Below are 25,249 nucleotides of genomic sequence, written 5' to 3'. Positions count from 1 at the left end.
ATTTTGCGTGTCTTTTCTAATTTCAATTAAAAAAATTATCCATTACATTTATGATTAATGGAGGTTTTGCCGTTTCTCTGGAAAGATAAAACCATAAATTGTTGCTAATTTTAAATTTTGTAGTCAATGCAAAATTCCTAGGTGAAAGCATCACCAGTAACGTCAATTAACGAAAACAAACATATGCGTTATCCACTATTTCTCAACAAGGCTACTGCTTTTGCCCTGTTGATGACAATAATAATGGCTTGTGGCTCAGAGCCTGAAGAAGAAAAACATCCCAAAGTAAAAAAGCTTAAATTTCCAGATGGCTTTAAAGTCGAACACCTTTACAGTCCAGGGGAAAACGACCAAGGGTCCTGGGTGGCCATGGCATTTGACGACAAAGGCAGGTTACTTACCGCTGACCAATACGGGGCGATTTACCGCCTGGAAATCCCGGAAATCGGTGCTGACAGTGTTGCTCCAAAGGTGGAAAAACTCAAAATAGGCCCCAATGAGGAGGACAAGCTGGGTATGGGCTATGCCCAGGGACTTCTGTACGCGTTTAACAGCGTATATGTAATGGTCAACAATAATCCCAATGAGCAGTTTGACAAATCCACCGGAATATATCGCATCCAGGATACTAATGGAGATGATCAATACGACAAAATCACCACAATCCGGACATTTACAGGGGGTCCCGGAGAACATGGGCCTCATAGCATGATCCTATCCCCAGATGGAGAATCTATCTATTTGGTGGCGGGAAACCATGTGGACGTTCCTGAAATGGACCATTACAGGGTGCCTAAAGTTTGGGAAGATGATAACCTTTTGCCGGAAATAAAAGATCCACGCGGACATGCCAATAACCGAGGGGCCCCAGGAGGCTGGATAGCCAAAATCGACCCTGAGGGAAAGGAATGGGAACTCTTTAGCGTAGGTTACCGAAATGCCTTTGACATTGCCTTTAACGAGGTCGGGGACATGTTTACCTATGATTCCGACATGGAATGGGACTTTGGCATGCCATGGTACCGACCTACCAGGATCAACCATGTCACCAGTGGCAGTGAATTTGGTTGGAGGACAGGAAACCGAAAATGGTCTCCCTCCTACACCGACAACTTGCCTGCCATTCTTAATATCGGTCAAGGTTCGCCCACCAATGTAATGTACGGCATGGATGCCAAATTCCCTGCAAAATACAGGCAGGCACTTTATGCATTTGACTGGAGCTTCGGCATTATCTATGCCATGCAACTTACCCCAGAAGGAGGTACCTACAAAGTTACCGCAGAAGAATTTATTTCTGGCTCTCCCTTACCACTTACCGATGGGGTGTTCGGTCCCGATGGTGCCATGTATTTTATGACCGGTGGGAGAAGGCTGGAATCCGACCTCTACAGGGTTCATTTTACAGGTGACCTTTCAGGGGAGGATGTCACGCCTATGCAGGAATCCGATTTACCCGATGAACACCATATCAGGAGAAAGCTGGAAAAATACCATTCGGGCCCTCAAGAAGGAGCTGTGGATGAGGCCTGGCCTCACCTATCCCATAAGGACAGGTTTGTGCAGTTTGCTGCTCGGATTGCAATTGAGCATCAACCACTATCCGCTTGGCAGGCCAGGGCTCTACAAGAAAGGAACCCCCGGGCATTGGCACAGGCTGCCATTGCTTTGGCCAGACATGCAGGAAGCGGGCAGCGAAACAGTATCCTTCAAGCCATGATGGAAGTGGATTTTGAATCCCTATCGGAAGAGGACAAACTGAATCATGTGCGCGCCATTGAGGTCATTCTGGCAAGACACGGAAACCCATCTGGGCAAATGAGAAACAGGTTGATATCCTATTTGGATGATCAATTCCCTTCTAACCTGAATAGTGTGGATAGGGTAATGGGAAAAGTAATGGTACATCTTGAGGCACCTACAGCTGTGCCAAAATTATTGGCCATGCTGGAAACGGCGGAAGATGACCCCAACTATCAAAAAACATTTACTTCCTCTTCCGACCTGATCATGAGAAACCCTCAGTACGGTTTGGACATTGCCAATATGCTATCCAATGTACCCCCAGCCCAGCAAACCTACTATGCCACCATTTTGGGAGGGGCAAAGGCAGGCTGGTCTGATGAGTACTATGAAAAATACTTTTCTTGGATCAACGATGCTTTTCAGTATAAAGGTGGTAGAAGTTATGTTGGCTTTATAGACCGGTCCCGCAAAATGGCGCTGGCAACAGTGCCAGAAAATAAATTTGATTATTATAATACCTTATCTGGGGCGGAAAGGCTGTCTGGAAGTGGAAATGACCTTCGTACTGCTGAAGTAGAACCGGAAGGCCCTGGAAGGCGATGGACCGTGGAAGAGGCGATGCCCTTAGTGGAAGACCTGCATGAGAGGGATTTCAAAAGAGGAGAAGCCATGTATGCCGCTACCCTATGTCTTTCCTGCCACAGCATGAAAGGTGAGGGAGGAGCAGTAGGCCCTGACCTCACACAGTTGGGCACCAGGTTTTCCAAGCGGGATATCCTGGAATCCACCATCAATCCCAGTGACGTGATCTCAGACCAATATGCAGCAACGGTATTCACTTTAAAGGATGATAAAAGCATTGTGGGCAGGTTAATCAGTGAGGATAGTGACAATTACTATGTGTCACAAAACCCCTTTGATCCGGAAAATTTAAGGGAAATCCCTAAGGACCAAGTAAAAAACACTACCTATTCTGATGTCTCTGTAATGCTTCCAGGCCTAGTGAACAGGCTGAATGAGGAGGAACTAAAAGATCTCATGGCCTACTTGGTTTCCGGTGCCAACCCCGAACATGAGGTGTTCCAATAGGGACTCTTGGACATATCCGCCCATATCGGATAATTTTCGGTGTGTAAGATTATGGGAATTATCAGGTTAGTTTCTTTCAATAAACCTTTGTGCCTTCAAGAGAAAGCACAAAGGTTTATTGTTTCTTGGCAGGATGAAAAACTCTCAATTTCCACAACCTTCGTTTTTACTCATTTTTATTTTATTTACCAACCATTAAATTCAAACAATCATGAAGCGAATACATCTACATTCCTGTTTAGCAATTGCGTTTTATTTTCTTGTGGCATGTGGACAGCAAACAGATACCACTGCCTCCTATGAAACCGAGACGGACGAAAATGAAGGATTTACATCCATGTTTGATGGGCGAAGTCTCGATGGCTGGGATGGAGATCCTGCATATTGGAGGGTTGAGGAAGAAACCTTGATTGGTGAAATTACGGAAGGAGTGGATTTGCCCCATAACACCTTCCTGATTTGGCAGAAAAGCCAACCCGGCGATTTTGAGATGAAAGGTGAATTTAAGATTTCCGAGTCGGGAAACTCAGGCATTCAATACCGAAGTGAAAAATTGGAAGATATCCCTTACGCATTAAAGGGGTATCAGGCTGACATGGACGGAAAACACAATTATACCGGCCAGAACTATGAAGAAAGGAAGCGTACCACCTTGGCGTATATAGGGCAAAAAACCAGAATCAATCCACAAGAAAAAGAGGGAGACTTAAGGGCGAATATTGAGCGAAACGCATGGCTGGGTTTAGAGGTGGTAGAAAGCCTTGGGGACCAGGATTCGCTTAGAAGCTTGATGCATAAAGAGGACTGGAACGAGTTCAGGATAGTAGCTGAAGGTAATCGGCTACAGCACTTTATCAATGGTGTGCTGATAAGCGATGTAACCGACGACGACCCTGCCAATAGAGCCATGGAAGGATACTTGGGTATCCAAGTTCACCGAGGCCCTCCTATGAAAGTTGCCTTGAAAAACCTATACCTAAAAGAACAATAAATATACCTGACACCGCAGGATAGTGCTTAGGGAGTACTTTTGTATATTGGATATTTAAACCTAAAATGCCTTAATGAACCCGTACGAAACCACCAAATCAACACCCGCTTCCAATTGGCACCGAAAAGTAGGCCACAGGTCTCAGCTTGGGGGCATAGAAACAGCCGTGCTTGACAATGGACCAGGCAGGGGCAGTAGGATTGCGTGGATAGATACTGGGACAGGTTTAAGGTATAAGGTCCTCCTTGACAGGGGTATGGACATCGCAGAGGCTTTTTTTGGTGGCTATTCGTTGGCATGGATCAGTCAAGTAGGGACAGTAGGCCCTCAGCACTTGGCTTCCGGGCTGGATTGGCTCAGCACCTTTGGAGGAGGGTTACTTACCACCTGTGGCCTCAGTCACGTGGGAGGGCCGGAAGAAGATGCCCATGGAAAACGAGGCCTACATGGTAGGATTTCAAATGAAGCGGCTGAGGTACTTTCTATTGTGCAGCCCGATCCAATAATGGGGGAGACTGAAATGTCGATTTCAGGTATCATTATGGAAAGCACTGTTTTTGGCCCCCACCTTTGCCTGAAAAGAACCATAAAGGGAAAACTCGGAGAAGCCAAAATCCAACTCATAGACCAGGTAGTAAACCGATCCAACGAAACCCAAGCCCACATGCTCCTCTACCATATTAACTTTGGGTGGCCCTTGGTGGATGAGGGAGCAAGTATAGTATGGAAAGGAAATTGGAGGCCAAGGGAGGATACTCCCAACAACCCTATTTTTCACCAGGATAATGATTTCAAAACCTGTCCTCCTCCTTTGGAAGCCCACAAGGGCAGTGGAGAGGATGTTGCTTTCATCGATGCTAAGCCTGCTGGAAATGGCATTTGCACAGCAGGCATTTGTAATCAGTCACTTGGGTTGGGATTGAAGTTAAGCTTTAAGAAAGATCAACTCCCCTGGTTAACCAATTGGCAACATTGGGGAGAACATGAGTATGTCACTGCCCTTGAGCCAGGAACTCACCCACCCATAGGACAGGCTATGGCGAGAGAGGATGGAAGCCTGCTTTTTTTGCAACCTGGTGAGAGCAAGTACTACGAATTGGAAATGGAAGTTTTGACCCGGGAGGAGGATCTTCAGGGATTATTAGCAATAAATCAATCGACAACATAAATCAGAAATTACCTATGAGTTTGGCAAAAAAAGCGTTAGAAGAAGGTCAAGGAATCCTTCGCTTGGCACCTACCTGGGTGCCTAGGTCTTTTTGTGTACCGGGAAGGAGGATAAAACTCCACCCAGATGATTACTATGTGCTTGGAGGTGCAAGGGGCGGGATAGATGAAAGATGGCTTTCCTCCACTACTGCAGCTGAAAACGGGCCACTCACTGGTAAAAATGAAGGCTTAAGTATGGTGGTGGTAGGTCCCTCCGGAAAAGAGGAACAAGTTCTGTTGCGTGATGTTATTGAAGAATTAAAAGGGGAAATAATTGGGTCCAGAATATGGGATGAACATAAGAGTTGGCCCATGTATTCCAAGTTTTTTGACAACATGGGCCCCTTACCACACCATATTCACCACAATGACGAGCATGCTGCTAAAATAGGCCAGAAGGGTAAACCTGAAGCCTATTATTTTCCTCCACAGCTTAACAACCATGGAGGGGATTACCCTTATACCTTTTTCGGAATTGCCCCAGGCACCACCAAGGAGCAGATTAAGAAATGCCTCATGAACTTCACTAAAGGGGACAATAAGATAACCAATTATTCCCAGGCCTTTAGGCTTCAACCTGGTACTGGGTGGGATGTCCCTCCGGGAATGCTCCACGCTCCTGGCAGCCTCTGTACCTATGAACCGCAAAAAGCCTCTGATGTGTTTGCCATGTACCAATCACTGGTTAATGAGGCCATCATACCAGAAGAGCTTCTCTGGAACGGCACTCCCAAAGAACGCATTGGAGACTTCGACCAACTTATGGAGGTGATAGATTGGGAACTAAACGTGAACCCCAACCTGCTCGAAACAAGGTTCATGGAACCTAAGCCTGTGCGGGATGCCGATGAGATGAAAAGAGAAGGATACCAGGAAAACTGGATATGCTACCGATCCGATGCCTTTAGCGCCAAGGAATTGACGGTATTCCCTGGGCAGACCGTGACGATTAAGGACAATGCGGCCTATGGTATGATCATGATGCAAGGTCATGGGCAGATGGGTGAATGGGACGTAGAGACACCTTCACTAATTCGCTATGGTCAACTTACGCATGACGAATACTTCGTAACCGAAAAAGCTGCTTCGGAGGGCGTGAAAATCACCAATCACTCCAAGACTGACCCTATCGTGATGCTTAAGCATTTCGGTCCTGAAAATCCTGATCTGAATATTTAAAGAATTAGGCAGAAAATCAGCAATCATCCTGACTTTGTAAGATAAATTGCTTAATTTCTTGCCATATATTGCAAAATGCAACCTATTTAGTACCAAAAAACCATAAAAATTATGTCCCAAAATAATTTTCCCAAATTACACAATGCGACTTGGCCCGGGATTGTGGGCAAAGGCCCAGATTCTGAGCCGATCATATCTTTTGATGAAATGTTGGAGCACACCGCTTCTGCCGAGGTGAACGGGGTGAAGTTCGACGGGGTGGACATTGGTCTTTTTGATCCACATATCGACATGGATTCGGGAGATGACGGCATCAAAAAACTGGCCGACAAAGTTTCCTCTTTAAACTTGAATATTGGAAGCTTAGTGGCTCCCATCTGGGACGGCCCCATCTTGGGATCTAAAGAGGATAGGGCCACCTATTTGAAGCTTTTGGAAAAATCCTGTCAGTTTGGCCAAAAGCTAAGAGATGCAGGCGTTCGTCCTTATGGAGTCGTAAGGATAGATACCGCCAGCAGCCCAGAGCAGTGGGCTAAGGATCCAAAGGGTAGCCAGAAAATCATCGTGGAAACCCTGAAGGAAGCCTGCAAAATCGCCGAAAACTATGGAGAGCGATTGGCTGCCGAAGGAGAAATCTGCTGGGGTGGCATGCACAGTTGGAAAACCATGCTCGAAACCCTGGAGTCTGTCAACAACCCTACCCTCGGCTTTCAGGCAGATATGGCCCATACCCTGCTCTATACCATGGGGTACAACTATCCTGAGCACAAATTGCTACCGGAAGGGTACAACTGGGAGGAGGAAGGCCCCAAGAAGGAAGCCCTAAAAACCATGACCGATGCCCTAAGGCCCTGGACTATAGACTTCCACGTGGCCCAAAATGACGCCACCGTTTTCGGCTCCGGCTCCCATGACAAGACCGGAAGGCACTGCCTGGCCAACGACCCCAATGGTAAACTGGACATCGCTGAGGATGCCGGTTACTGGCTAAGGGACGAGAATGGTGAACTCACCAAGGCCTTCAAGCATATCTGCTGGGATGGATGCATGTTCCCCAATGCCGTGATGGGCAAAAAGGAGACCTGGAACGATATACTGGCCGCTTTGATAAAGGTGAGGGAGAGACACGGATGGAAAGAGTGATCCTGTCTGGCCCATTTTTTTTAACAAGTAAATGAGATTACCAACCAAAATAATATGCCATGTCTGAAAAAAAGCAAATAAGAATAGGAATGATAGGTACAGGTTTGATGGGAAGGATCCATACCAACGGCTATAAGCGCCTAGGTGATTTCTTTCCTGAATATGAATACCGACCTGTACTCCAAGTAGCCTGCTCCCGAAGGGAGGATAAGATCAAGGCCTTTGCCGAGCAGTGGGGATATGCCTCTTATGAAACTGACTGGAAGAAGGTCATAGAGCGAGACGATGTGGATGCAATAGACATCTGCACGCCCAACGGTACCCATGCAGAAATTGCAAATGCAGCAGCGAAAGCAGGCAAGATGATCTTATGTGAAAAGCCTCTTGCCAGGACCTTGGACGAGGCCAAGACCATGACTGAGATAGTAGAAAAAGCGGGAGTGAAGAATACTGTTTGGTATAATTATAGGCGAGTACCCGCGGTGACCTTGGCCAAGAAAATTGTTGCCTCAGGAAAGCTAGGCAAGATTTTCCACTACAGGGCTAACTTCCTTCAGGATTGGACCATTAACCCTGAGTTGCCTCAGGGGGGGGATGCTCTTTGGAGACTTGATGTGGACGAGGCAGGATCAGGTGTAACGGGTGACTTGCTGGCCCACTGCATAGATACCGCCATGTGGATGAATGGGGGAATCAAGGATGTATCTGCTGTTGCGGAAACATTTATCAAGGAAAGGGTACACCAAGGTAGCGGTAAAACTCAAAAAGTAGGCATAGATGATGCCTGCTCCTTCCAGTGCCATTTTGACAATGGCTCCCTAGGCTTGTTCGAAGCTACACGCTATGCACGGGGTCATAAGGCCTTGTATACCTTTGAGATCAACGGTGAGCATGCCTCTATACGTTGGGACCTGCACGACTTGAACCGCCTGGAGTATTTTGACCATGATGACGAATCGGAAGTGAGAGGCTGGCGCTCCATCCACGTCACCGACGGGGATCAACCCTATATGGATAGGTGGTGGATACCAGGAACCAGCATAGGGTACGAGCATTCCTTTATCCATCAGGTGGCCGATTTCTTTAAGAGTCTGGAGACAGGAGAACCTTGTCACCCCACCTTCCGCGATGCCTACGAAACCCAGAAGGTTTGTCAGGCGGTATTAGATTCTGCAGCTTCAAGAAGCTGGAAGGATACCGGTGTGGATTGGGTGGAGAAGTGAAAAAGTATTCGCTATGTTTAAGAGGCAAACAACTCCATAAATACATATCAATAAGCCTGGGGATAACCTTTCCCTGGGCTTTTTTTATTACACCCCAGTCCTGTACATAACTTTCTAAGGGGGAAAAGCCGTAGGTGAGCTTAATTTATTTTTTAACCGATGAAGGTTCTCCTTGGGTTAAAACCCATGGTTATTACATCGGTCGCTCCTCTGGAGCTTTTTAATCCCGTCTAAGTTTTGGTGTATCGACGTTTAAGCCTGAGGATTAGTAGTCCATTAAGGAAGAGGTAAAAATCCCTAATCAAAACCAATCGATCAAACCGCGCGCGACAAAAACAAAAATCTCGATCGCGTACTGTCACTTAGTCTCTAAGCCCCTTAGTCTTTAATCCCAAGAACACAAACGACTCTAACCCAAAAACCCCATATAAAAAACCCTCTGCGCCCTTTGTGCCTCCTTTGTGTCCTCAGTGTCAAAAACCTTCCGGAGAAAATCTAAAATCTCGATCGAGTACAGTCTCTTAGTCTCAGCCATCAAATGTAAAAGTAGGCTTAGCGCGGATCATGGAGGAATGAAAACAAAGCCTTGCCTCTCTACTTACTCCAGCCCCAGCTCACTCAACTCCAACCAGCGCATTTCCAATTGCTCCGTTTCCTCCACCAGCTTTTCTACCAGCAAGGACAGACGTGTCAATTCTTCATGTTCCAGCTCACTATCATTTAGCTGTTCAGTTAGCGAGGCTTTTTCTTTTTCCAGTGCCTCCAGACGCAAACTGATGTCCTCGAATTCCTTTTTTTCCTTGAAAGTCGGCTTGTAGGAATCTTTTGGTTTCTCGGTAGTGGTAGGCACCTTTTTCTTTGGTGCCTTCTGAGACATGTCTGCCTTTTTAACGGATCTTTCCCACTCCCTATAGTCCGTGTAATTGCCAGGGAAGTCCTTGATATTGCCCTCTCCGTCAAACACAAACAGGTGATCTACCAGCCTGTCCATAAAATATCTATCATGTGACACGATTACCAAGCAGCCATTGAAGTTATCCAGAAACTCCTCCAAGGTATTCAGGGTCATAATGTCCAGGTCATTGGTGGGTTCATCCAAAATCAGGAAATTGGGGCTTTTGATCAGTACCATCAGCAGTTGGAGCCTCCGCTTTTCACCTCCGCTCAACTTCTCTATGGGAGTATGCTGCTGCTTGGGTGGAAAGCCAAACTGACTGAGAAATTGGCTGACGGTGATCGTGCTGCCACTGCCCACTGTGACCACCTCTGCCACGGTCTTTACCGTGTCTATTAACGTTTTGGTTGGGTCAAAGCTTGACTCCTCCTGCTTATAATACCCAAAGGCCGTAGTCTGCCCTATGGTGATCTCACCTCCATCAGGCTGCTCCTCGCCGGTAATTAGTTTTAGGAAAGTCGTTTTACCGGCCCCATTAGGACCTGTAATACCTATTTTATCTCCCCGCTTGAAGGTATAGGTGAAGTCGTCAATCAATACCTTGTCTCCATACGCCTTTTTGAGGTCTTCGATTTCTATGATCTTTTTCCCAAGACGTTGGCTTTGCACGTCCAGGTTCACGTTTGTTTGTTCTCTTTTCTGAAAGGCCTTTTCTTTGGTGGCCTCAAAGGCATCCACCCGGTATTTAGCTTTGGTGCTCCGCGCCTTTGGCTGCCGCCTCATCCAGTCCAGCTCTTTTTTATAGAGGTTTTTGGCTTTGTCCTGTAAGGTAGCCTCAGTAGCTAAGCGCTCCTCCTTTTTTATTAAAAACTGGCTATAGTTGCCTTGGTAGGTAAATACCTTACCCCCATCCAGTTCCAGGATGTGGTTGGTGACTTTTTCGAGAAAATAACGGTCGTGAGTGACCATCAATAGGGAGAGATTGGCCTTGGACAGGTAGTCTTCCAGCCATTCTATGGTAGCTAGGTCCAGGTGGTTGGTCGGCTCATCTAACAGTAGCAGATTGGGCTCTTCCAGGATAGCCTTAGCTAGGGCCACCCTTTTCCTTTGTCCTCCACTGAGCGTATCTATTCCAGCCTCCGTATCCTGTATGCCCAGCTTTCCTAGGATTTCTTTGACCTTGAATTCATAGTCCCAGGCCTGCAGGGCATCCATCTTTTCAAACAGGGCTTGCATCTGGTTCCCATTGTCCTTGCCTTGCTCGGCATGAAGCATAGCCTTTTGGTAGGCAGTGATGGTCTGTAGGAGCTCATTGTCTGAACCTGAAAACACGGCTTGGTAAACAGTCAATGCAGCGTCGAAGGTAGGGTTTTGGTGTACGAATGCCACCTTTATATCTTGGTTGATGCCAACCTCTCCTTCGTCTGGGATTTCCAGTCCCATTATGATTTTCATCAATGTGGACTTTCCGGCACCATTTACACCCACAAGGGCCATTTTTTGTCCCTGGTCTATTCCAAATGAAATACCCCGAAAAAGTACCTTTTCACCAAACGCCTTGCTGAGCTGCTCTACAGATAAATAATTCATGATTCAAAATTACCAAAACTTTCCTTAACCCTACCAAAAGGTGTGGCAGTGGTTAAGAAATTCAGTAATTTTATTTCATAAGGGCATTGATGGCCTGAAATAAGGACTTGAAAGCTTCTTTGAGATGACCCGCAGACTCCTTTAATTTTGGGGTTACCCTCTTTTTGGTTCCCTTGTACTTCTTTTCGAAAGTAGACTTTTTCTTTTCAAAATCTTTTTGAAGCCTTTCTTTCTCCTCCCTGAGATTCGAAATCTTATCTTCTATTTCATCCCTGAGCTCACCCGAAGACTCGGTACCTTTCTTAACAAGTTCTTCGATTTTATTACCTACGTCTTTCAGCAGGCTTTCAATTTCTTCAAATGAACCTTTTTTCTTGGCCATAGTGATTCGTTTAGTGAGATTTGTTGCTGAAATACTTGTTAAGCTACCAAGGAATAGCCATTTGTCAAAAGAAATTCTATAGAATGATTACAAAAATCACTATTTTTCAGGAATTTCCTATTCGGATAAAGCTTTTATTCTCATTAAATATCCCAATGGAGACATGAAACAAAATCTTACCCTTTAAAATAGACCACAGTAATCGGTGGCCTGAAAATCCATTTTCTGAAATAAAGGTCGGCAACTGACTGGATTCACTAGGGAAGGTTATGTTTTCCATCAAAGGATCTGCGTTTTGGGAATTGGTTTGCTTATCTGATATAAAGGGAAAAGTGCTTTCAACAAAATGGCAAATTAATTTGTTTTTAAATAATTAGTTTTTAAATTTATACCTTACCTGTTTGTACCTTATTCCGCTAGGCCATGTATGCTTTTTTTAAGCCGTATTATTTCCTTTTGATACCTTCTATTTACCTATTGCTCATCGGCTGTAGAGGAGAGCGAGTTAAAGAGTCAATGGATGCTGATTACCGCATTACGCTAGAAGACTCCATCAAGATCCCATATTTAGGCATGTTGGGCCTTATGGATGTGGATCCGGAGAATGAAAAGCTGTTAATGTACGATGGCCAACAAGGCTTAATTCTATTAACGGACTTTCAGGGCAACACCCTAATGGAGATGCGAAAACAAGGGGATGTAAAGGATAGTTATGGGCGCTTTCTATTGTCAGCAGCTACATTTACGGGAAACCAATCCTTCAAGCTCATTTCCCAAAACGGGCTGTTTGAATTTGATTTTGATGGGCAATTGATCAATCGGGTAAAACACAGCACAGACCCATTTCCGGGTTTATCAGGAAAAGGTACAGTGGATAAACCCATGCACATATATAATGGAAAAGTATTCTTCACAGGAATTTCCAGAAACCAATTTACCAAAATTGAGCCAGAATATTATGACCACTTTGAGCTTATGGCATCCTTCAATCCGAAAGACGGACAGCTACATCGCTTTATGGGCCTTGAGGAGGGCAGCGTCTTTAAAAATGGAATGGCGCATGAAATGATTGAAATGTACCCCACCTTCACGCTTACCGATGACCAATTTTATGTTATCGTGGGGACAGAACCCACCCTTTACCAATACCCGGCAAAGGAGCCCTATGAACTAATCAAAAGCAGCCCAATTCCCTATCTTGAATTCCACGAGGGAAAGGGCCGTCCCCATGACAAGGTGGATGTAAAGGCTATCACCTCCGACCAATCTGCCGGAAGGGCTTTAAACCTGATTAATTTTAAGGATTACCTGCTTTTATCCTATATTACAGGCTATGAAAAAAGTGACCGAGAGGCCTATTACCAAGCCAATAGTGCCGAATCCTATAAGGAATTTTATGAATCTATTGCCGGGAAGTACACCCCTCAGCTTTTATTGATGGACAAATCTACCAATCGATTAGCTCATTGGGAGGTGCCCGAAAGACTGGATTCCAGGCAATTTTTGGCCCGGGGAGACTTCCTTTGGTTTCTGGGTAGGTTTAACGAAGAGGAGGAAGAGGATTTTGCTAAGATTTATAAGGTGAATATTGATTCGAAGCAGAAAAGAGATTAGTAAAGTATCTACTTGCAGCCATGGTTAATTCAAATACATCTGTGCAATCAAAGCAATATAGGCTTGTTTCTCTTGCTCGGTTTTTGCGGACTTGATTTTCAATACGGAATTTTTTAGTAAATCCTGGATCAGAATATGAATTAAATGTTCTTCGGGGTACACCTCCACCTCTGACTCGTGGTCTTGACAAAGACTTTTCCACCGCTCCACCTTATTCACCAGTAAATGTTGTTTGAATTCTCTGATCACTCCCATTGCTTGGTAGTTCACTTCCCATTGGTGGTATTTATCCATGCAAGCAGCCAAAAGGGCTTTTGCCATACGCATAGCTGGCGGCTTCTGAAAATCCCGAAGCTGGTGGAAAGCTCTCATAGGAGTGCTTGAAATTAACAAGGTTTCTGGTAGTTGACCTACCTGCTGGGACACTCCGTGAGTAAAGGAAAGGTCCAAAACAAGTCTGAACTTATGGGAAGAAGCTGAAAACAGCTTTCCAGTGACTAGAGGATGAGGCCCATTCAGCGTGTTAACAATAAGCGAAAAGTAAGGTAATTGGTCCCTTAGGTCTTCCAGCTCATAGTTAGACACCTTAAACCCAATTTGCTTTTCATCTAATGATCCTTTGCATTTTAGGTCTGAAAAGATGGCAACTTCTTTAATGGGAAGTCCCTTTAGGTGTCTAAGCACTTCATTTCCCCTTTCTCCATATCCTATAATGGCTATTTTTCTCGAAGTAGCCAGCTCCAAATAGGATTCTAATAGATCCACAGCGAGACCAGGTAGGGTGTTTTTTCCCTGATGAAGTGGGGTTCTTTTTCGAATCTGATTGTGGGTTGAAAATAGCCTTTGTACTAGCCTATGGATATACGGGCCTACCGTATTATTGTCGCAGGCATTTTGATAGGACTTTTTGAGTAAGTTGATCATAGTGCTATCTCCAAGTAAAGGAGTACGAAACCCACACATCCATTCCCCAAAATAGTTTACGGCTTCTTGGCCATTCCTGATTTGGAGCACCTTGTTCAGCACTGCTTTGGGTTGTTGTTTTACCAAGGCAAATTGTCCCATCACAAAATGCGAAGTGGCCGGGTGCCCCTCCACCAACAATGCCATTCCTTGCGCACCGGAAACCAATAGCCATTCCCTGATTTTTGGATGTATGGAAAGTTTGTCATTTAGGCGCCCTATTTCCTTGGGATTAAAACCCAGGAATGGCCAGACCTCATTATTGAAATCCTCCCAATGGAGAGTGTACAATTGCAAGTTATGCATGAAACAGTTCGTATTTTAATGTGGCTGGATATACGAAGCAATGGATTAAACTGGATGGGGTAACAAAACTAAGATCACAACATTACTGTCCTTTCCCGTTTTAGGTTTTTGCCTCTTGACCCTTTTCATTTTGAACCCTAAATCGTAAAAATGCACCACTAAAAGAGGTAAAGGCTGTAATGACGAAAAACAATAGGCTAAAGGCAACTGCGGCATTTTTGTCAATACCCACATAATCATGGGCAAAAACAAACACCAGCTCCCTGGCTCCTACTCCGCCTATGGTAAGTGGCAATACGGAAACCGTACTGGACAGTAAAAAAACAAACAAGTACTCAAGATAATGGGACTGAATGCCTAGTGACAGTAGGATGAAAAAAGCACTGAACAATTGTATTACCTGATTCAGGAAGGAGTAGCCGGTAGTGGATAAAATAGAACCCATGAAGCTAGGAAAAAACAGCCTCATTACTAGAAAGAGGCCCGGGGGGACGGCCAACATCCCCAAAGTTCCGGCCATAGCAAAAGTAATTGGTAAAGGCCATTCCAAATTTAGAAATAGCATTATGCCAAAAAGCAAGAAAAGCAATACGGCAAGCCCGTTCCCTCTGTCTAGCAAAACAGCATTCAGGAGTTGTTTTATTGAGGAATCGTGGGTTTTGTTGAGCAGGTACACTTTATATCCATCCCCCCCTATTCCTCCGGGGAGGAATAGGTTATAAAACATCCCAATCCCATACAACTTAATATTTTTTAGTTGACTGATATTTATGCCAATGTCCCTAAAATACACATTGAGACGAAAGGCACAGAAAATCTTTGAAATCACAAAAAGCAACCAGGCCAAAAGTAGCCACCCTTTATGGGCTTCCTTGATCACAAGCCATGTAGCCTGAGCGTCGATTTTGCTAAACACCAAGTAAAGAGCTGCTCCGGTGAGCAGTAATTTTACAAAAAGTTTAAGCAGTTTTTTATTCACCCTGAAAAACCTCTTTGATTGCGTATGTTTTCTTACCCTGAGATTCAAAATAGGTCCTGACAATGATTTCGGCCACAATTCCAGAAGTAATAAGTTGTATGCCTCCCAGCAATAGGATAAATCCCACCAGCAGTAGTGGTCTTCCCCAGATATCTTCACCCATGATTTTTAATGCCAATAGGTAAATATTCACCAACAACCCTCCAAAAAAAGATAGTAGCCCCAAGGTGCCAAAAATATGAATGGGTCGCTGGAAATATTTCTGGAAAAACAACATTAAAATAAGGTCGGCCATTACCTTAAATGTCCTACTGAGGCCGTATTTGGAGGTGCCATATATTCTTGGATGATGCTTGACGGCAACTTCTGTCATCCTAGCCCCTTCCTGCTTGGCCAGAACAGGTATAAAGCGGTGCAATTCTCCATATAACCCCAAATTCTGAGCAATAGAAGCTTTATATACCCGAAGGCTGCAGCCGTAATCGGTCAAATAAACCCTGGTACTATGCCGAATCACCCAATTGGCTATTTTACTGGGAAGTTTACGCAGCACAAATCCATCCTTCCTTTTGGCTCTTTTTCCCGCTACCACATCCCAGTCCTCCACCTTTGCCTTTTCCAGCATCATGGGTATATCAGAAGGGTCGTTTTGCAAGTCCCCATCCATGGTAACAATATAGCTTCCTTTAGCCTTGTCTATTCCTGCCGAAAGAGCAGTAGTTTGCCCATAATTTTTATTGAAAATAAGCAAGGTAGTGCGGTGGTTTGCATGTTCCTTTACGCTCTTTACAGTTTCGTCAGTGGATCCATCGTCTACTAGGATAAGTTCATAATCAAGATGTTGTAAGGCAGCATAAATCGCTTCCAATAGCGGTTGAATATTTTCCTGTTCATTAAAGACCGTTACGACCACTGACAATTCCGGTGTTGGCATACCTCTTAATTTTTGCCGAAAATACGCTTTTTTAAAGCCTGCGACAAACACTCCACGAAAGAAAGAGCAGACAACGTACTAAACTTCTCCTATTGGCCAATTCCATTTTTAAAATAAGGGGCATACAAGGGGGCGTTTTGAATTAAAACCATTTATTCCCTATATTCACTTGCCTGATTAACTATATGACTATTTTAATTCATTAAATTATTTCATTCACCAACATCTAACCGTTAAACCAAATGAAAAACAATTCCAGAAGAGAAGCCCTCAGATCCTTGGCTCTGGGCGGGGGTCTGGCCGTGTTGTCACCAGCAAGTTTAATCTCATGTTCGCCCCAGCAAAGAGAACAGGAAGGGGAAGACAGTGATAAAAAGAAGGATAAAATTGGAGTGGCTCTAGTAGGCTTAGGCTATTACAGCACCGACCTCTTGGCCCCCGCGCTTCAAATGACAGAAAATTGCTATTTGGCGGGAATCGTCACCGGCACCCCTTCCAAGGCAGAAGAATGGAAGCAGAAATATGACATACCGGATGGCAATATTTACAACTATGACAATTACGATACTATAGCAGACAACGATGAAATAGATGTCATTTATGTAGTGTTGCCCCCTTCTATGCATGAAGAATACACAATTAGGGCGGCAAATGCAGGTAAGCATGTATGGTGTGAAAAGCCTATGGCAGTCACCTCTCAGGAATGTCAAAACATGATCGATGCCTGCAAGAAAAACAACGTGCAGCTCACTATCGGGTATAGACTGCACCATGAGCCCAATACGCAAGAATACCGTCAAATTATGAAGGACAATAAACTCGGGGCAGTGAAGAGCGTGGAATGTGCCGCAGGATACCGGGAAAACCGAACCGACCATTGGAAACAGAAAAAAGAGATGGGTGGTGGCGTCATCTATGACATGGGGGTGTACTCCATACAGGGAGCCCGATTAGGTAGCAATATGGAACCAGTAGCAGTTTTGTCTGCCACTACTACTTCCACAAGGCCTGAAGTTTACAAAGATGGGCTTGCCGATGTGGTGGAAGCGACTTTAGAGTTCCCCGGAGGCGTAACCGCGGATATTAAAACCAGCTTTGCTGAAAACATAAATTTCCTCAAGGTGGAATGTGAGGAAGGCACCTTACACATGGAACCGTTTTCGGCTTATAATAATGTGAAGGGAGAAAGCCCCTTGGGGGAAATCAACCATCCCTATGAAGTGCCCAAGCAGCAGGCCATGCAAATGGACAACGATGCCTTGGCGATTTTGGAAAACAAGGATCCTAAAGTTCCAGGAGAGGAAGGCCTCAGGGATATTCGGATTGTGGAAGCCATCCTAAAGAGTGCAGATACTGGTCAAAAAGTGGACTTATAACCAGCCTTTACTGATGCTGTCTCACCCCCTGACAAGGCAGGTTGAGACAGCATCTATTATTTTAGGAGGTTGGCCCAGCAGACCCTTTATGTATTTCCTTGTTGATAAACTGGGATAACTTCTGCTGGTACTCTTCCTTTCCATCCCCATATATGGGCATCAGTCCTTTTTTCTCTGGAAAAGTTTCCATGTGCAGGGTTTGAGTGGGGAAGGCAAAGCGGACCCCTAGTTCGTTGGCCAAGCGCACGATAGAAAGCAATAAATCTTCCCTAGTCTTTAATTCCTCCGGCCAGGTAGGCACCTCGAAAAACACGTAGAACATGATGTCCAGACTATAGGAAGACAGATTGTTGAAATAAATATTGTAGAAATCCTTTCGGGTTTTGGGATGGTTCTGCACGATCTTTCTGAGCCCATCCACAAAGACCTCTATCAATTCTGGTGGGGTGTCATAGGTGATAGTAATCTGTGTAGAAAACCGCCTGTAGGCCCTCAGACCATGATTATCGATAGTACGGTCTGCAATTACCCCATTTGGGATATACATCAGTGAATTTCTGAATGTCCTCACCCTCGTGGATCTGAATCCCACCTCTTCCACCGTACCGTCTACATCTCCACTTGTGATCCAGTCTCCTACCTGAAACGGCTTATCAATAAAGATCATAAGGGATCCGAAGAAATTTTTAATGGTATCTTGGGCAGCAAGTGCAAAGGCCAGACCGCCAATGGAAAGTCCGGTTAGAAAGGGGACTATATCTACCTGAAGCCCATCCTTGAGAATAAATAACACCCCTACAATAATGACGAATGCCTTTAGGGTCTTCCTTACCAATGGCACAAGCTGATCATCCAGGGTAGATGGGGTTTTTTCAGCCATTTTAGTCATATAAATCGATAACACATCCACTACCTTATAAAAAATGATGGTCACCAAAAAGGGTCTGGCAGCATTAAGCAGCAGGGTAATCCAATAAACTGTTGTGATGGGTAACTGAAGTATCCTAATAAAAATAGCCAACAGCAACACAATGAAATAGATACTGGTGATCCTAGCCACGGGAAGCAAGTATTTTTCAGCTACATGGCCATAGCCAAATTTCACCAACATGTAGTGCAACCCCCTGTCCACTACAAAGGTGAACAGTTTATGGCTGGTAAATATTAGCAGCAACAACAAAAACAACCCAACTAATTGCCAAAGATGTAAGCCGAAATAAACATCTGTCCCTATCCTAGGCAATATATTCAGCAGTTTATCAGTCCCCAAGGGAAAGGTTTCTTGATGCAGTTCATTGATTTGGGAAACGGTAAAAGACGAAAACTTCCATTCATTACCCACCTTTTCTAAAAATACGGTTGGTAGTCTTTGGGTGTCAAAGTAATACCTTTGCTGGTTGTTCCTTAGAGTATCCCTATAGTTCGGCTCATTGGGAATATCATTCACCCTTACATATATCCCTCTTCCGTCAAATACCTGCTTTAGCTTTATGGCTAGTTTAACAGCGTTATCCGTAGGCTGCCCGGAAAGGTCTAGGGTCCTTGCTGATTTTTCAGGGTTATAATGCTCTTCCGAAAGGTTATAAAAAAAAGTTAATGTGCTATGATAGGGAGAGCTGAGACTGTTGTAGTCCGTACTGTCCAGGGGTATTCCAGGTTCGCTCTCAAATGATTGGGCGATACTGCTTCCTATACCCAGATTTAAAATAAAAAGGCAACTCGATAACCAAACTATAACTTTTTGCATTTCTTACTTCTGATTCACTTTTCTGACATCGGGCTCGGCTCCTATGTGGGGCCTCTATTAAAAACAGCGCAAAGGTAAGGTTTTTATCGACCTTCACCTACAGAGGAAGCTTATACTCCTTGAAGGTGTTGCCAAAAACAACCCCTATCAACATCTCGTTTCTACCTACATCGTAAACAACACTCACCTCCTCTTTTCCATTCAGGGGGGTAGAGTTAAGAAGCTTTCCTTTCAGATCGTATAAAAAAATAAACTCCTGCACCTTGTCAATAACTACAAAAACATTTTTTTCAGAACCGAAGCTGAACCATTGGAAATCCAACTCCTCCGAAAATATTTCCTTTTCAAAAAGAAGCTGTTCTGAAGGATCCAACACCTGTATCTTATTAAATTCTTTGATCACCACCAGGAACTGGTCCTGCATTTGGTTGTTTACTATGTGGAATTGGGTTTCTCTGTCAGGCCTTACCAATTGGTTCCTGTAGGTAAGCTCCCCCTTAAAATTCACCTTCACTAGTTCCCCCTTTTCGTTGATTGTCACAATTTGGGAAGCAGCTCCTCCTCTGTCACTGATTCCATAAGAGGTGTTCAGGGTCTCACCTATCCGTATGCTTCCTCCCATTCTCCTTTCACCCTTGCGGTTAAAGAGTTCCAGATTCCCGTTCCGGTGTAGGGATACCATAAAATCACCCACACCTGGAATCCGGTGATGCGCGGGGCGGGTAGTTAGGCTACCAGTAGTGCGGTTGGGATCCCAGCCGTCCAAAAGGGATCCGTGTTGGTCAAAAAGAAAAAGGTCCCCTTCTTCGTCTCCTATAAACATCCGATATTCCCTGTTTAGGTCATAATCCACCACATTCAAATAGGCTATGCGTTTTTCATCAGGAAGGCGAATAGGGAAGTTGGGTAAAGGCTCCCCAAACCTGTCAAAGGCATATATCGCCTGTTTGGTGGCAAAGACCATCTGAAGTTTCTGGTTCTTGTAATAGTCTATCTGAAAAACAGGACTTACGATGGGACCGGAGGTGGACTGACTGAAAATCAGGTCTCCCTCCCCATTGACTAGGTGAATGGCATTTTCATCATCCTGCACAATAAATTCAGTACTTTGGTCATTAAAATTTTCCACTGGTGTGGGCCCGTGAATCAACCTCCTAGGGAAGGAAGCGGATTTGGAAATGGCCAGATTAATATCTGCTTTCTGCTGTATGGGCTCTAGTTGGTAGTGGAGGCTTATATCCACCTTGGTGCCGTCTTCACTGAGATAAAAATGAATGGCACCGTATTGGATCGCCTTCAATTGGGGTTCATAGCGCTGAAACAATGCTTCCCAATTAGAGGTGGTTCCCCTAAGCAAGGTTCCATATAGTCGGTTCACATCAAAATATTGACTGAAGTAGCTGTTCTTTTTGCCTGCCTCCAGGTACTTTCTCTTGACGATGGACTTACCCCATACATTGTCGTTATAAAGATCATCTAAATAATCCTTCATAGCACGCATGGAGTTTCCAAATACCAGCATATCCTTCACCTTGGTAACATAGCTATTGGTGAAACCGGCAATCTGGGATTTAAGCAGGTGAGAAGGGAATTCCTCCGCAGCAATTAAAAAAATCTCATTGTTCAAATACTCGTCCACTACCCATTGGGCAGAGTCTCCCTGCACCAATTCAAAGCTGAAATCCTTTAACTGGGACAGGGCTTTATCGGTTTCGCTACCCTTTAAAACAAGGATTTTATCCTTGTCTCTATGCAGGTTGCTTTCCATATTCATAACTACAAACTTGCCCTCCACAAACTCAAAAAATCCTTGGTCCCACAATTTTTCCCCCACATCAGCTTGGATGGTGCTTCGTTGTGCAATAGCTGGACGGATCAAAGTCTCTATATCCCGAATGTCCTTAACGTTATAAATTGCGGCTAAGGCTGTCCTACCACTAAGATAGGGGTTCAAATCGTCCATTGGGTCCAGAACGGTCGTTCCCTTTACCGGTTTCCCACTTTCGGCATCAAATAACAATCCACTAAGTCTGATCAGCCCATCCTCAAAATGAAGGGATAGATTAGCGGCCATGCGATTTTTCTGCATCAAGGCCTGAAAGTCATTCATAGGTTCGGAGGAGGCACTCCCAAAAAAAGTCGAGATACCATCCGAACCAATTCTCAAGATTCCCAAGCCAGATTTTTCTTTGGCGCTGAGCAAGAAATTGTATTTCTCCACAAAGCTACTTAGCTCGGTTGATTTGGAGAGCCGTATCGCGTCCTCCACAAGGAAAGAGGTATAACTTCCTAAAAATACATTGTGCACGAAAGTGTAGGAAAAAACCCTTCCGTCCTCTAATGTATATTCCATCAACCGTGTCCCACTGTAAGTCCTTTTTCTTATCCTGCCAGTGGCATCCTCCTCCAGCTTTCCAATCAGTTCTTTCAACTTATCCTCTTTCGCCCCAATAGTGAAGATAAAGTCAAACTCCCCTCTCCCTATCGGATGCAGAGAAACCAAAAACTCATGCCCTTTTAATGCCCTGTCAAGATTCCCCCCTTTTCCGGCAAGGCTATCCAATACGATTAATTGGTTTTCCAGGGTCTTCAAGGAATGAATGTCCGAGAGCCTTTCCCAAAGAGGCTGAGTTACCAGTTGATTCCAAAGACTCACAGGGGCTTCGGTCTCCAATACAAAAATGGCATTGGAAGCCACTAATTCCATGGGGGCTCTCCTGCTGGAAAAAAAATCGTTTTTCCATATAAAAAACCCCACTCCCCCTAAAAATAGGGACAAGAGTAGGATAATAAGGAATTTTATAGTTCGCAAAGTATTTCCTTTATATGGTTAACCTTGTCAGTTAAACGAAAAAATCCCAATTCACATTGGGATTTTTTTTATTTATTTAAACCGGGTGTTTCAGTTTTTTGAAAGCTTGTCCAATACAGCCATCACCTCTTTCACATGGGTCCTGGATACTTCAAGAAGCTGCTTTTCGTCATCGTTCAAATCAAGTACAATGACTTTTTCTACACCGTTCTTGCCTAATATCACCGGAACGCCCAAATAGCAATCATCGATACCGTATTCCCCATCCAGTTTTATGCATACCGGGAATACCCTTTTTTGGTTTTTCACGATGGATTCCACCATTTGCGCAGACGCAGATCCTGGTGCATACCATGCAGAAGTTCCCATAAGCTTCACTAGCTCTCCCCCACCGAATTTGGTTCTTTCGATAATTGCGTCAAGCTTTTCCTTGGCGATTAATTCTGTAATGGGGATTCCCGCCACAGTAGTATACCTGGGCAAGGGCACCATAGTGTCACCATGTCCTCCCATCAATATGGCCTGTATTTCTTTGGGGGAGATATCCAATTCTTCAGCAATAAATGCCCTATACCTGGCCGTATCCAAAATCCCTGCCATACCAATAACCTTGGTTCGGGGCATTTTGGAGGTGATATGAGCCTGATAGGTCATTACGTCTAATGGGTTAGAAACCACGATAATAATTGCATCTGGAGAATGCTGAATTACATTTTCCGTCACTGACTTTACGATTCCAGCATTGGTCTCGATTAGGTCGTCTCTGGTCATCCCGGGCTTTCTTGGCAATCCAGAGGTGATTACCACCACATCAGAGCCTGCGGTCTTAGCATAATCATTGGTGGATCCCACCGTACGGCTATCGTACACGTTGATGGGAGCTTTTTGCCAAATGTCCAAAGCCTTACCCTCAGCCACTCCTTCTTTGATATCTACCAGTACTATTTCTTCAGCTATTTCTCTATATGCCAATACATCGGCACATGTGGCACCTACATTTCCGGCACCAACTACGGTTACTTTAGTCATTTTATATGATTTAGTTTACGATTTTTTTTCAAAAGTTGCGCTAAGATATTAAAATAAGGGCTTTCAAGGAAGCCTTGCAGGAAATTATTGAAACATTTGACCCAGATTGAAGAAACCGTAAGAACTCTGATAAGAGGAAAAAAGTCTGGCATTATTGTCATTATAAAACTCAGCTAGTGAATTGAGCATTTTGGCCTGGATTTTTGGATGGTTTTCAAATATCTCCTGGATGGCAAAATGGGGAATAACCCATATTTCTGCGTCCTCAGAGTCCACAATAGAAGTGTAAATCCTTTTGCAACCCTTAAGGAGGGAGTTTTCCCCAAAAGGACTACCTGCATGCAGCTCCAAAATAGTTTCAAATTGTCCCTTGATGTCTATTGTCAGCCTGACCTTCCCCTTTTCCAGGATGTAAAGGGCCTGGCTGGGATCCTTCCTGAAAAACACCACCTCGTCCTTCTGGAATTTTCGCTTGTGGATAGCCGGCAAGAAACGGATCATCTCCGAATACCTTAACTGCTCAAAAAACTTTACCCTGGACAAAAACTTGAATTGCCTGAGCTCTGCGGTACCGTATGTTTTTCTAAATGGGTTATACATGTTCTATTTTTGTTTGAAATAAAGGGTACGCTTAGTGGAAACCGAAACCGCAAACCTATCATCAATCCTCTGCCCTATTACCCAAGCAATGTTCTTACCCGAACATAACACTTGGACTTCCTTTTTCTTCAATACCGGGATTTTCAAATCTATTAAAAAATCACTGATTTTTTTAAACTGCTTCATTCCCAAGGGCCTGAATTTATCCCCTTCTTTCCATTTTCTTACAATCAGGGGATAATCCAAAAGATCCTTGTCCAACATGGCATGCCTGGAATTCTTGTCGATTGGATTGGGCTTGTCTAAATGGAAGATGTCGTAGTGTATTCCCCGTATATGTGCCTCGATATCGTGAGGCCAAATTTCCAGTTCGGCCTCCTCCTTGACCAGGGGTCCCAGGATTAACTCCTCCCTGTTCAGATTCAAAACAAACTCCCTACCAGGAAAGCATTTACCGGAATCGGTGCCTGCATCTACAGCCCGGAGGATTTCTTCTACTTGAGGAAAGTTTATACCATACTGTCTTAACCAATAAAAGAGCAAGGAGGCTCTCCCTGGAAGGTACCTAAACTCGGTAAAAGGCAGACTTTGGTACTCCCCTTCCTGTAGGATTGACCTGGATTTCCAGTCCTCGAAGAAATGAAAGAAAGCCTTGCCAGTATCCTTTATCCTGCCAAAACTTCCCAATAACTGGGAGGCAGCATCAGGCTGAAACTTCTGTAAAACCGGAAAAACTTCATTTCTCAGGAAGTTTCTCTTGTAATCACTTTGTGCATTGGTGGGATCCTCTCTCCATCCAAGGCCTTCTTTTTCCATATAGGCCTGAATGGATACTCTGTCGAAAGGAAGGAAGGGGCGAATAATTCCTTGTCTATGTTCGGCCATCCCATAAAGCCCTTCTATCCCTGATCCCCTCAGAAGGTTGAGCAATATGGTCTCTACTTGGTCATCTGCATGATGGGCTACTATCACACCCTTGCATACCTGGTTTTGGAGTAACTCTTCAAACCAGGAATACCTAAGTTCCCTTGCGGCCATTTGAGTGGATAACCCTTCCTCCTTTTTGTAAGTAATCGTTTCAAAACGCTTCACCAGCACCTCTACACCCAGGCTTTGTGCGAGGTCCCTTACAAAGCCTTCATCCTTGTCGCTCTCAGATCCCCTTAACTGAAAGTTGCAGTGCGCCAAACCAAATTGGAACCCACAACGTTTCAGGAGATGGGCCAAACATACACTGTCTATTCCCCCACTAATGGCATGAAGGTAATATTTGTCTGGGTGGAGAAGTCCTGTGGACCTTGTATGTTCGGAAAATTCGTTGAGCATAATGAAACCAAAAATACCAAATTCTTCTAATTTTGCCCCTCAATTTCAAAATCATATGCTGAGAGAACGCTTTATTGTCTCCTTTTTTTGTGCACTGTCCCTGTTTTTTGCTGGCA

18 protein-coding genes are annotated in these 25,249 nt (G+C 44.5%); 8 read left to right on the top strand and 10 right to left on the bottom strand.

Going from position 1 to position 25,249, the window contains the following annotated elements; genetic code table 11:
* Window positions 1-183 precede the first annotated feature (183 nt).
* From DB520_RS05890 to DB520_RS05865, 6 genes are all read left to right on the top strand, one after another.
* Window positions 184-2,835, top strand: a complete 2,652-nt coding sequence (locus tag DB520_RS05890; protein ID WP_114748665.1) for a c-type cytochrome — start codon at window positions 184-186, stop codon at window positions 2,833-2,835.
* 211 nt (window positions 2,836-3,046) lie between these two features.
* Window positions 3,047-3,826 carry a 3-keto-disaccharide hydrolase gene (locus DB520_RS05885; RefSeq protein WP_114748664.1) on the top strand — a complete coding sequence of 260 codons (780 nt, stop codon included), beginning with the start codon at window positions 3,047-3,049 and terminating at the stop codon, window positions 3,824-3,826.
* 73 nt (window positions 3,827-3,899) lie between these two features.
* Complete coding sequence (locus DB520_RS05880; RefSeq protein WP_114748663.1) at window positions 3,900-4,994, top strand: aldose 1-epimerase family protein; 1,095 nt, start codon at window positions 3,900-3,902, stop codon at window positions 4,992-4,994.
* A 14-nt stretch (window positions 4,995-5,008) separates the two neighbouring features.
* Window positions 5,009-6,214 carry a class I mannose-6-phosphate isomerase gene (locus tag DB520_RS05875; RefSeq protein ID WP_114748662.1) on the top strand — a complete coding sequence of 402 codons (1,206 nt, stop codon included), beginning with the start codon at window positions 5,009-5,011 and terminating at the stop codon, window positions 6,212-6,214.
* Between the two features lie 111 nt (window positions 6,215-6,325).
* On the top strand, window positions 6,326-7,357 hold the full coding sequence (locus tag DB520_RS05870; RefSeq protein WP_114748661.1) for a sugar phosphate isomerase/epimerase family protein: 1,032 nt from the start codon (window positions 6,326-6,328) through the stop codon (window positions 7,355-7,357).
* 59 nt (window positions 7,358-7,416) lie between these two features.
* Window positions 7,417-8,580, top strand: a complete 1,164-nt coding sequence (locus tag DB520_RS05865; RefSeq protein WP_114748660.1) for a Gfo/Idh/MocA family protein — start codon at window positions 7,417-7,419, stop codon at window positions 8,578-8,580.
* Window positions 8,581-9,178: 598 nt separating this feature from the next.
* On the opposite strand, the gene DB520_RS05860 is transcribed toward DB520_RS05865, so the two are convergent.
* Both DB520_RS05860 and DB520_RS05855 read right to left on the bottom strand, forming a co-directional pair.
* Entirely contained in the window at window positions 9,179-11,065 is a 1,887-nt protein-coding gene (locus tag DB520_RS05860; RefSeq protein ID WP_114748659.1) for an ABC-F family ATP-binding cassette domain-containing protein, read from the bottom strand.
* A gap of 70 nt (window positions 11,066-11,135) precedes the next feature.
* Window positions 11,136-11,447, bottom strand: a complete 312-nt coding sequence (locus DB520_RS05855; RefSeq protein WP_114748658.1) for a hypothetical protein — start codon at window positions 11,445-11,447, stop codon at window positions 11,136-11,138.
* Between the two features lie 456 nt (window positions 11,448-11,903).
* On the opposite strand from DB520_RS05855, the gene DB520_RS05850 reads away from it, so the two are divergent.
* The gene (locus DB520_RS05850; protein WP_198675240.1) at window positions 11,904-13,061 is read left to right on the top strand and encodes a hypothetical protein; all 1,158 of its coding nucleotides are present in this window, start codon (window positions 11,904-11,906) and stop codon (window positions 13,059-13,061) included.
* Between the two features lie 24 nt (window positions 13,062-13,085).
* Here DB520_RS05850 and DB520_RS05845 read toward each other — a convergent pair whose 3' ends face one another.
* The 3 genes from DB520_RS05845 to DB520_RS05835 form a co-directional block, all read right to left on the bottom strand.
* Entirely contained in the window at window positions 13,086-14,330 is a 1,245-nt protein-coding gene (locus DB520_RS05845) for a glutamyl-tRNA reductase (RefSeq protein ID WP_114748656.1), read from the bottom strand.
* Window positions 14,331-14,430: 100 nt separating this feature from the next.
* Window positions 14,431-15,309 carry a lysylphosphatidylglycerol synthase transmembrane domain-containing protein gene (locus tag DB520_RS05840; protein WP_114748655.1) on the bottom strand — a complete coding sequence of 293 codons (879 nt, stop codon included), beginning with the start codon at window positions 15,307-15,309 and terminating at the stop codon, window positions 14,431-14,433.
* On the bottom strand, window positions 15,302-16,243 hold the full coding sequence (locus tag DB520_RS05835) for a glycosyltransferase family 2 protein (RefSeq protein WP_114748654.1): 942 nt from the start codon (window positions 16,241-16,243) through the stop codon (window positions 15,302-15,304). The genes DB520_RS05840 and DB520_RS05835 overlap by 8 nt, the downstream gene beginning before the upstream one ends.
* A gap of 242 nt (window positions 16,244-16,485) precedes the next feature.
* Between DB520_RS05835 and DB520_RS05830 the strand changes: the two genes are divergently transcribed.
* Window positions 16,486-17,619, top strand: coding sequence for a Gfo/Idh/MocA family protein (locus DB520_RS05830; RefSeq protein ID WP_114748653.1), 1,134 nt, complete (start codon window positions 16,486-16,488; stop codon window positions 17,617-17,619).
* 61 nt (window positions 17,620-17,680) lie between these two features.
* Here the strand turns inward: DB520_RS05830 and DB520_RS05825 are convergent, their stop codons facing one another.
* The 5 genes from DB520_RS05825 to tilS all read right to left on the bottom strand — a co-directional run bounded on the left by DB520_RS05825 (window position 17,681) and on the right by tilS (window position 25,133).
* Complete coding sequence (locus DB520_RS05825) at window positions 17,681-19,366, bottom strand: mechanosensitive ion channel family protein (protein ID WP_114748652.1); 1,686 nt, start codon at window positions 19,364-19,366, stop codon at window positions 17,681-17,683.
* A 97-nt stretch (window positions 19,367-19,463) separates the two neighbouring features.
* Window positions 19,464-22,178, bottom strand: a complete 2,715-nt coding sequence (locus DB520_RS05820; RefSeq protein ID WP_198675239.1) for a hypothetical protein — start codon at window positions 22,176-22,178, stop codon at window positions 19,464-19,466.
* Between the two features lie 90 nt (window positions 22,179-22,268).
* Window positions 22,269-23,207: a malate dehydrogenase gene (gene mdh / locus DB520_RS05815; protein WP_114748650.1), complete on the bottom strand. Its 939-nt coding sequence runs from the start codon at window positions 23,205-23,207 to the stop codon at window positions 22,269-22,271.
* Window positions 23,208-23,291: 84 nt separating this feature from the next.
* Window positions 23,292-23,807 carry a Crp/Fnr family transcriptional regulator gene (locus tag DB520_RS05810; RefSeq protein ID WP_114748649.1) on the bottom strand — a complete coding sequence of 172 codons (516 nt, stop codon included), beginning with the start codon at window positions 23,805-23,807 and terminating at the stop codon, window positions 23,292-23,294.
* Between the two features lie 3 nt (window positions 23,808-23,810).
* Window positions 23,811-25,133, bottom strand: coding sequence for a tRNA lysidine(34) synthetase TilS (gene tilS / locus DB520_RS05805; RefSeq protein WP_114748648.1), 1,323 nt, complete (start codon window positions 25,131-25,133; stop codon window positions 23,811-23,813).
* Window positions 25,134-25,249 lie beyond the last annotated feature (116 nt).

The organism is Pleomorphovibrio marinus, from assembly GCF_003347495.1.
GTDB lineage: Bacteria > Bacteroidota > Bacteroidia > Cytophagales > Cyclobacteriaceae > Pleomorphovibrio > Pleomorphovibrio marinus.
The sequence above is the reverse complement of the archived record's forward strand: the minus strand, read 5'-3'. Positions and strand labels throughout refer to the sequence as shown.

What these genes read in the sequence shown, in the direction of transcription:
- DB520_RS05890 (WP_114748665.1), top strand. Translation starts at nt 184, where the DNA reads ATGCGTTATCCACTATTTCTCAACAAGGCTACTGCTTTTGCCCTGTTG.
- DB520_RS05860 (WP_114748659.1), bottom strand. Translation starts at nt 11,065, where the DNA reads ATGAATTATTTATCTGTAGAGCAGCTCAGCAAGGCGTTTGGTGAAAAG.
- DB520_RS05810 (WP_114748649.1), bottom strand. Translation starts at nt 23,807, where the DNA reads ATGTATAACCCATTTAGAAAAACATACGGTACCGCAGAGCTCAGGCAA.
- DB520_RS05845 (WP_114748656.1), bottom strand. Translation starts at nt 14,330, where the DNA reads ATGCATAACTTGCAATTGTACACTCTCCATTGGGAGGATTTCAATAAT.
- DB520_RS05875 (WP_114748662.1), top strand. Translation starts at nt 5,009, where the DNA reads ATGAGTTTGGCAAAAAAAGCGTTAGAAGAAGGTCAAGGAATCCTTCGC.
- DB520_RS05885 (WP_114748664.1), top strand. Translation starts at nt 3,047, where the DNA reads ATGAAGCGAATACATCTACATTCCTGTTTAGCAATTGCGTTTTATTTT.
- mdh (WP_114748650.1), bottom strand. Translation starts at nt 23,207, where the DNA reads ATGACTAAAGTAACCGTAGTTGGTGCCGGAAATGTAGGTGCCACATGT.
- DB520_RS05865 (WP_114748660.1), top strand. Translation starts at nt 7,417, where the DNA reads ATGTCTGAAAAAAAGCAAATAAGAATAGGAATGATAGGTACAGGTTTG.
- DB520_RS05870 (WP_114748661.1), top strand. Translation starts at nt 6,326, where the DNA reads ATGTCCCAAAATAATTTTCCCAAATTACACAATGCGACTTGGCCCGGG.
- DB520_RS05830 (WP_114748653.1), top strand. Translation starts at nt 16,486, where the DNA reads ATGAAAAACAATTCCAGAAGAGAAGCCCTCAGATCCTTGGCTCTGGGC.
- tilS (WP_114748648.1), bottom strand. Translation starts at nt 25,133, where the DNA reads ATGCTCAACGAATTTTCCGAACATACAAGGTCCACAGGACTTCTCCAC.
- DB520_RS05880 (WP_114748663.1), top strand. Translation starts at nt 3,900, where the DNA reads ATGAACCCGTACGAAACCACCAAATCAACACCCGCTTCCAATTGGCAC.
- DB520_RS05855 (WP_114748658.1), bottom strand. Translation starts at nt 11,447, where the DNA reads ATGGCCAAGAAAAAAGGTTCATTTGAAGAAATTGAAAGCCTGCTGAAA.
- DB520_RS05825 (WP_114748652.1), bottom strand. Translation starts at nt 19,366, where the DNA reads ATGCAAAAAGTTATAGTTTGGTTATCGAGTTGCCTTTTTATTTTAAAT.
- DB520_RS05835 (WP_114748654.1), bottom strand. Translation starts at nt 16,243, where the DNA reads ATGCCAACACCGGAATTGTCAGTGGTCGTAACGGTCTTTAATGAACAG.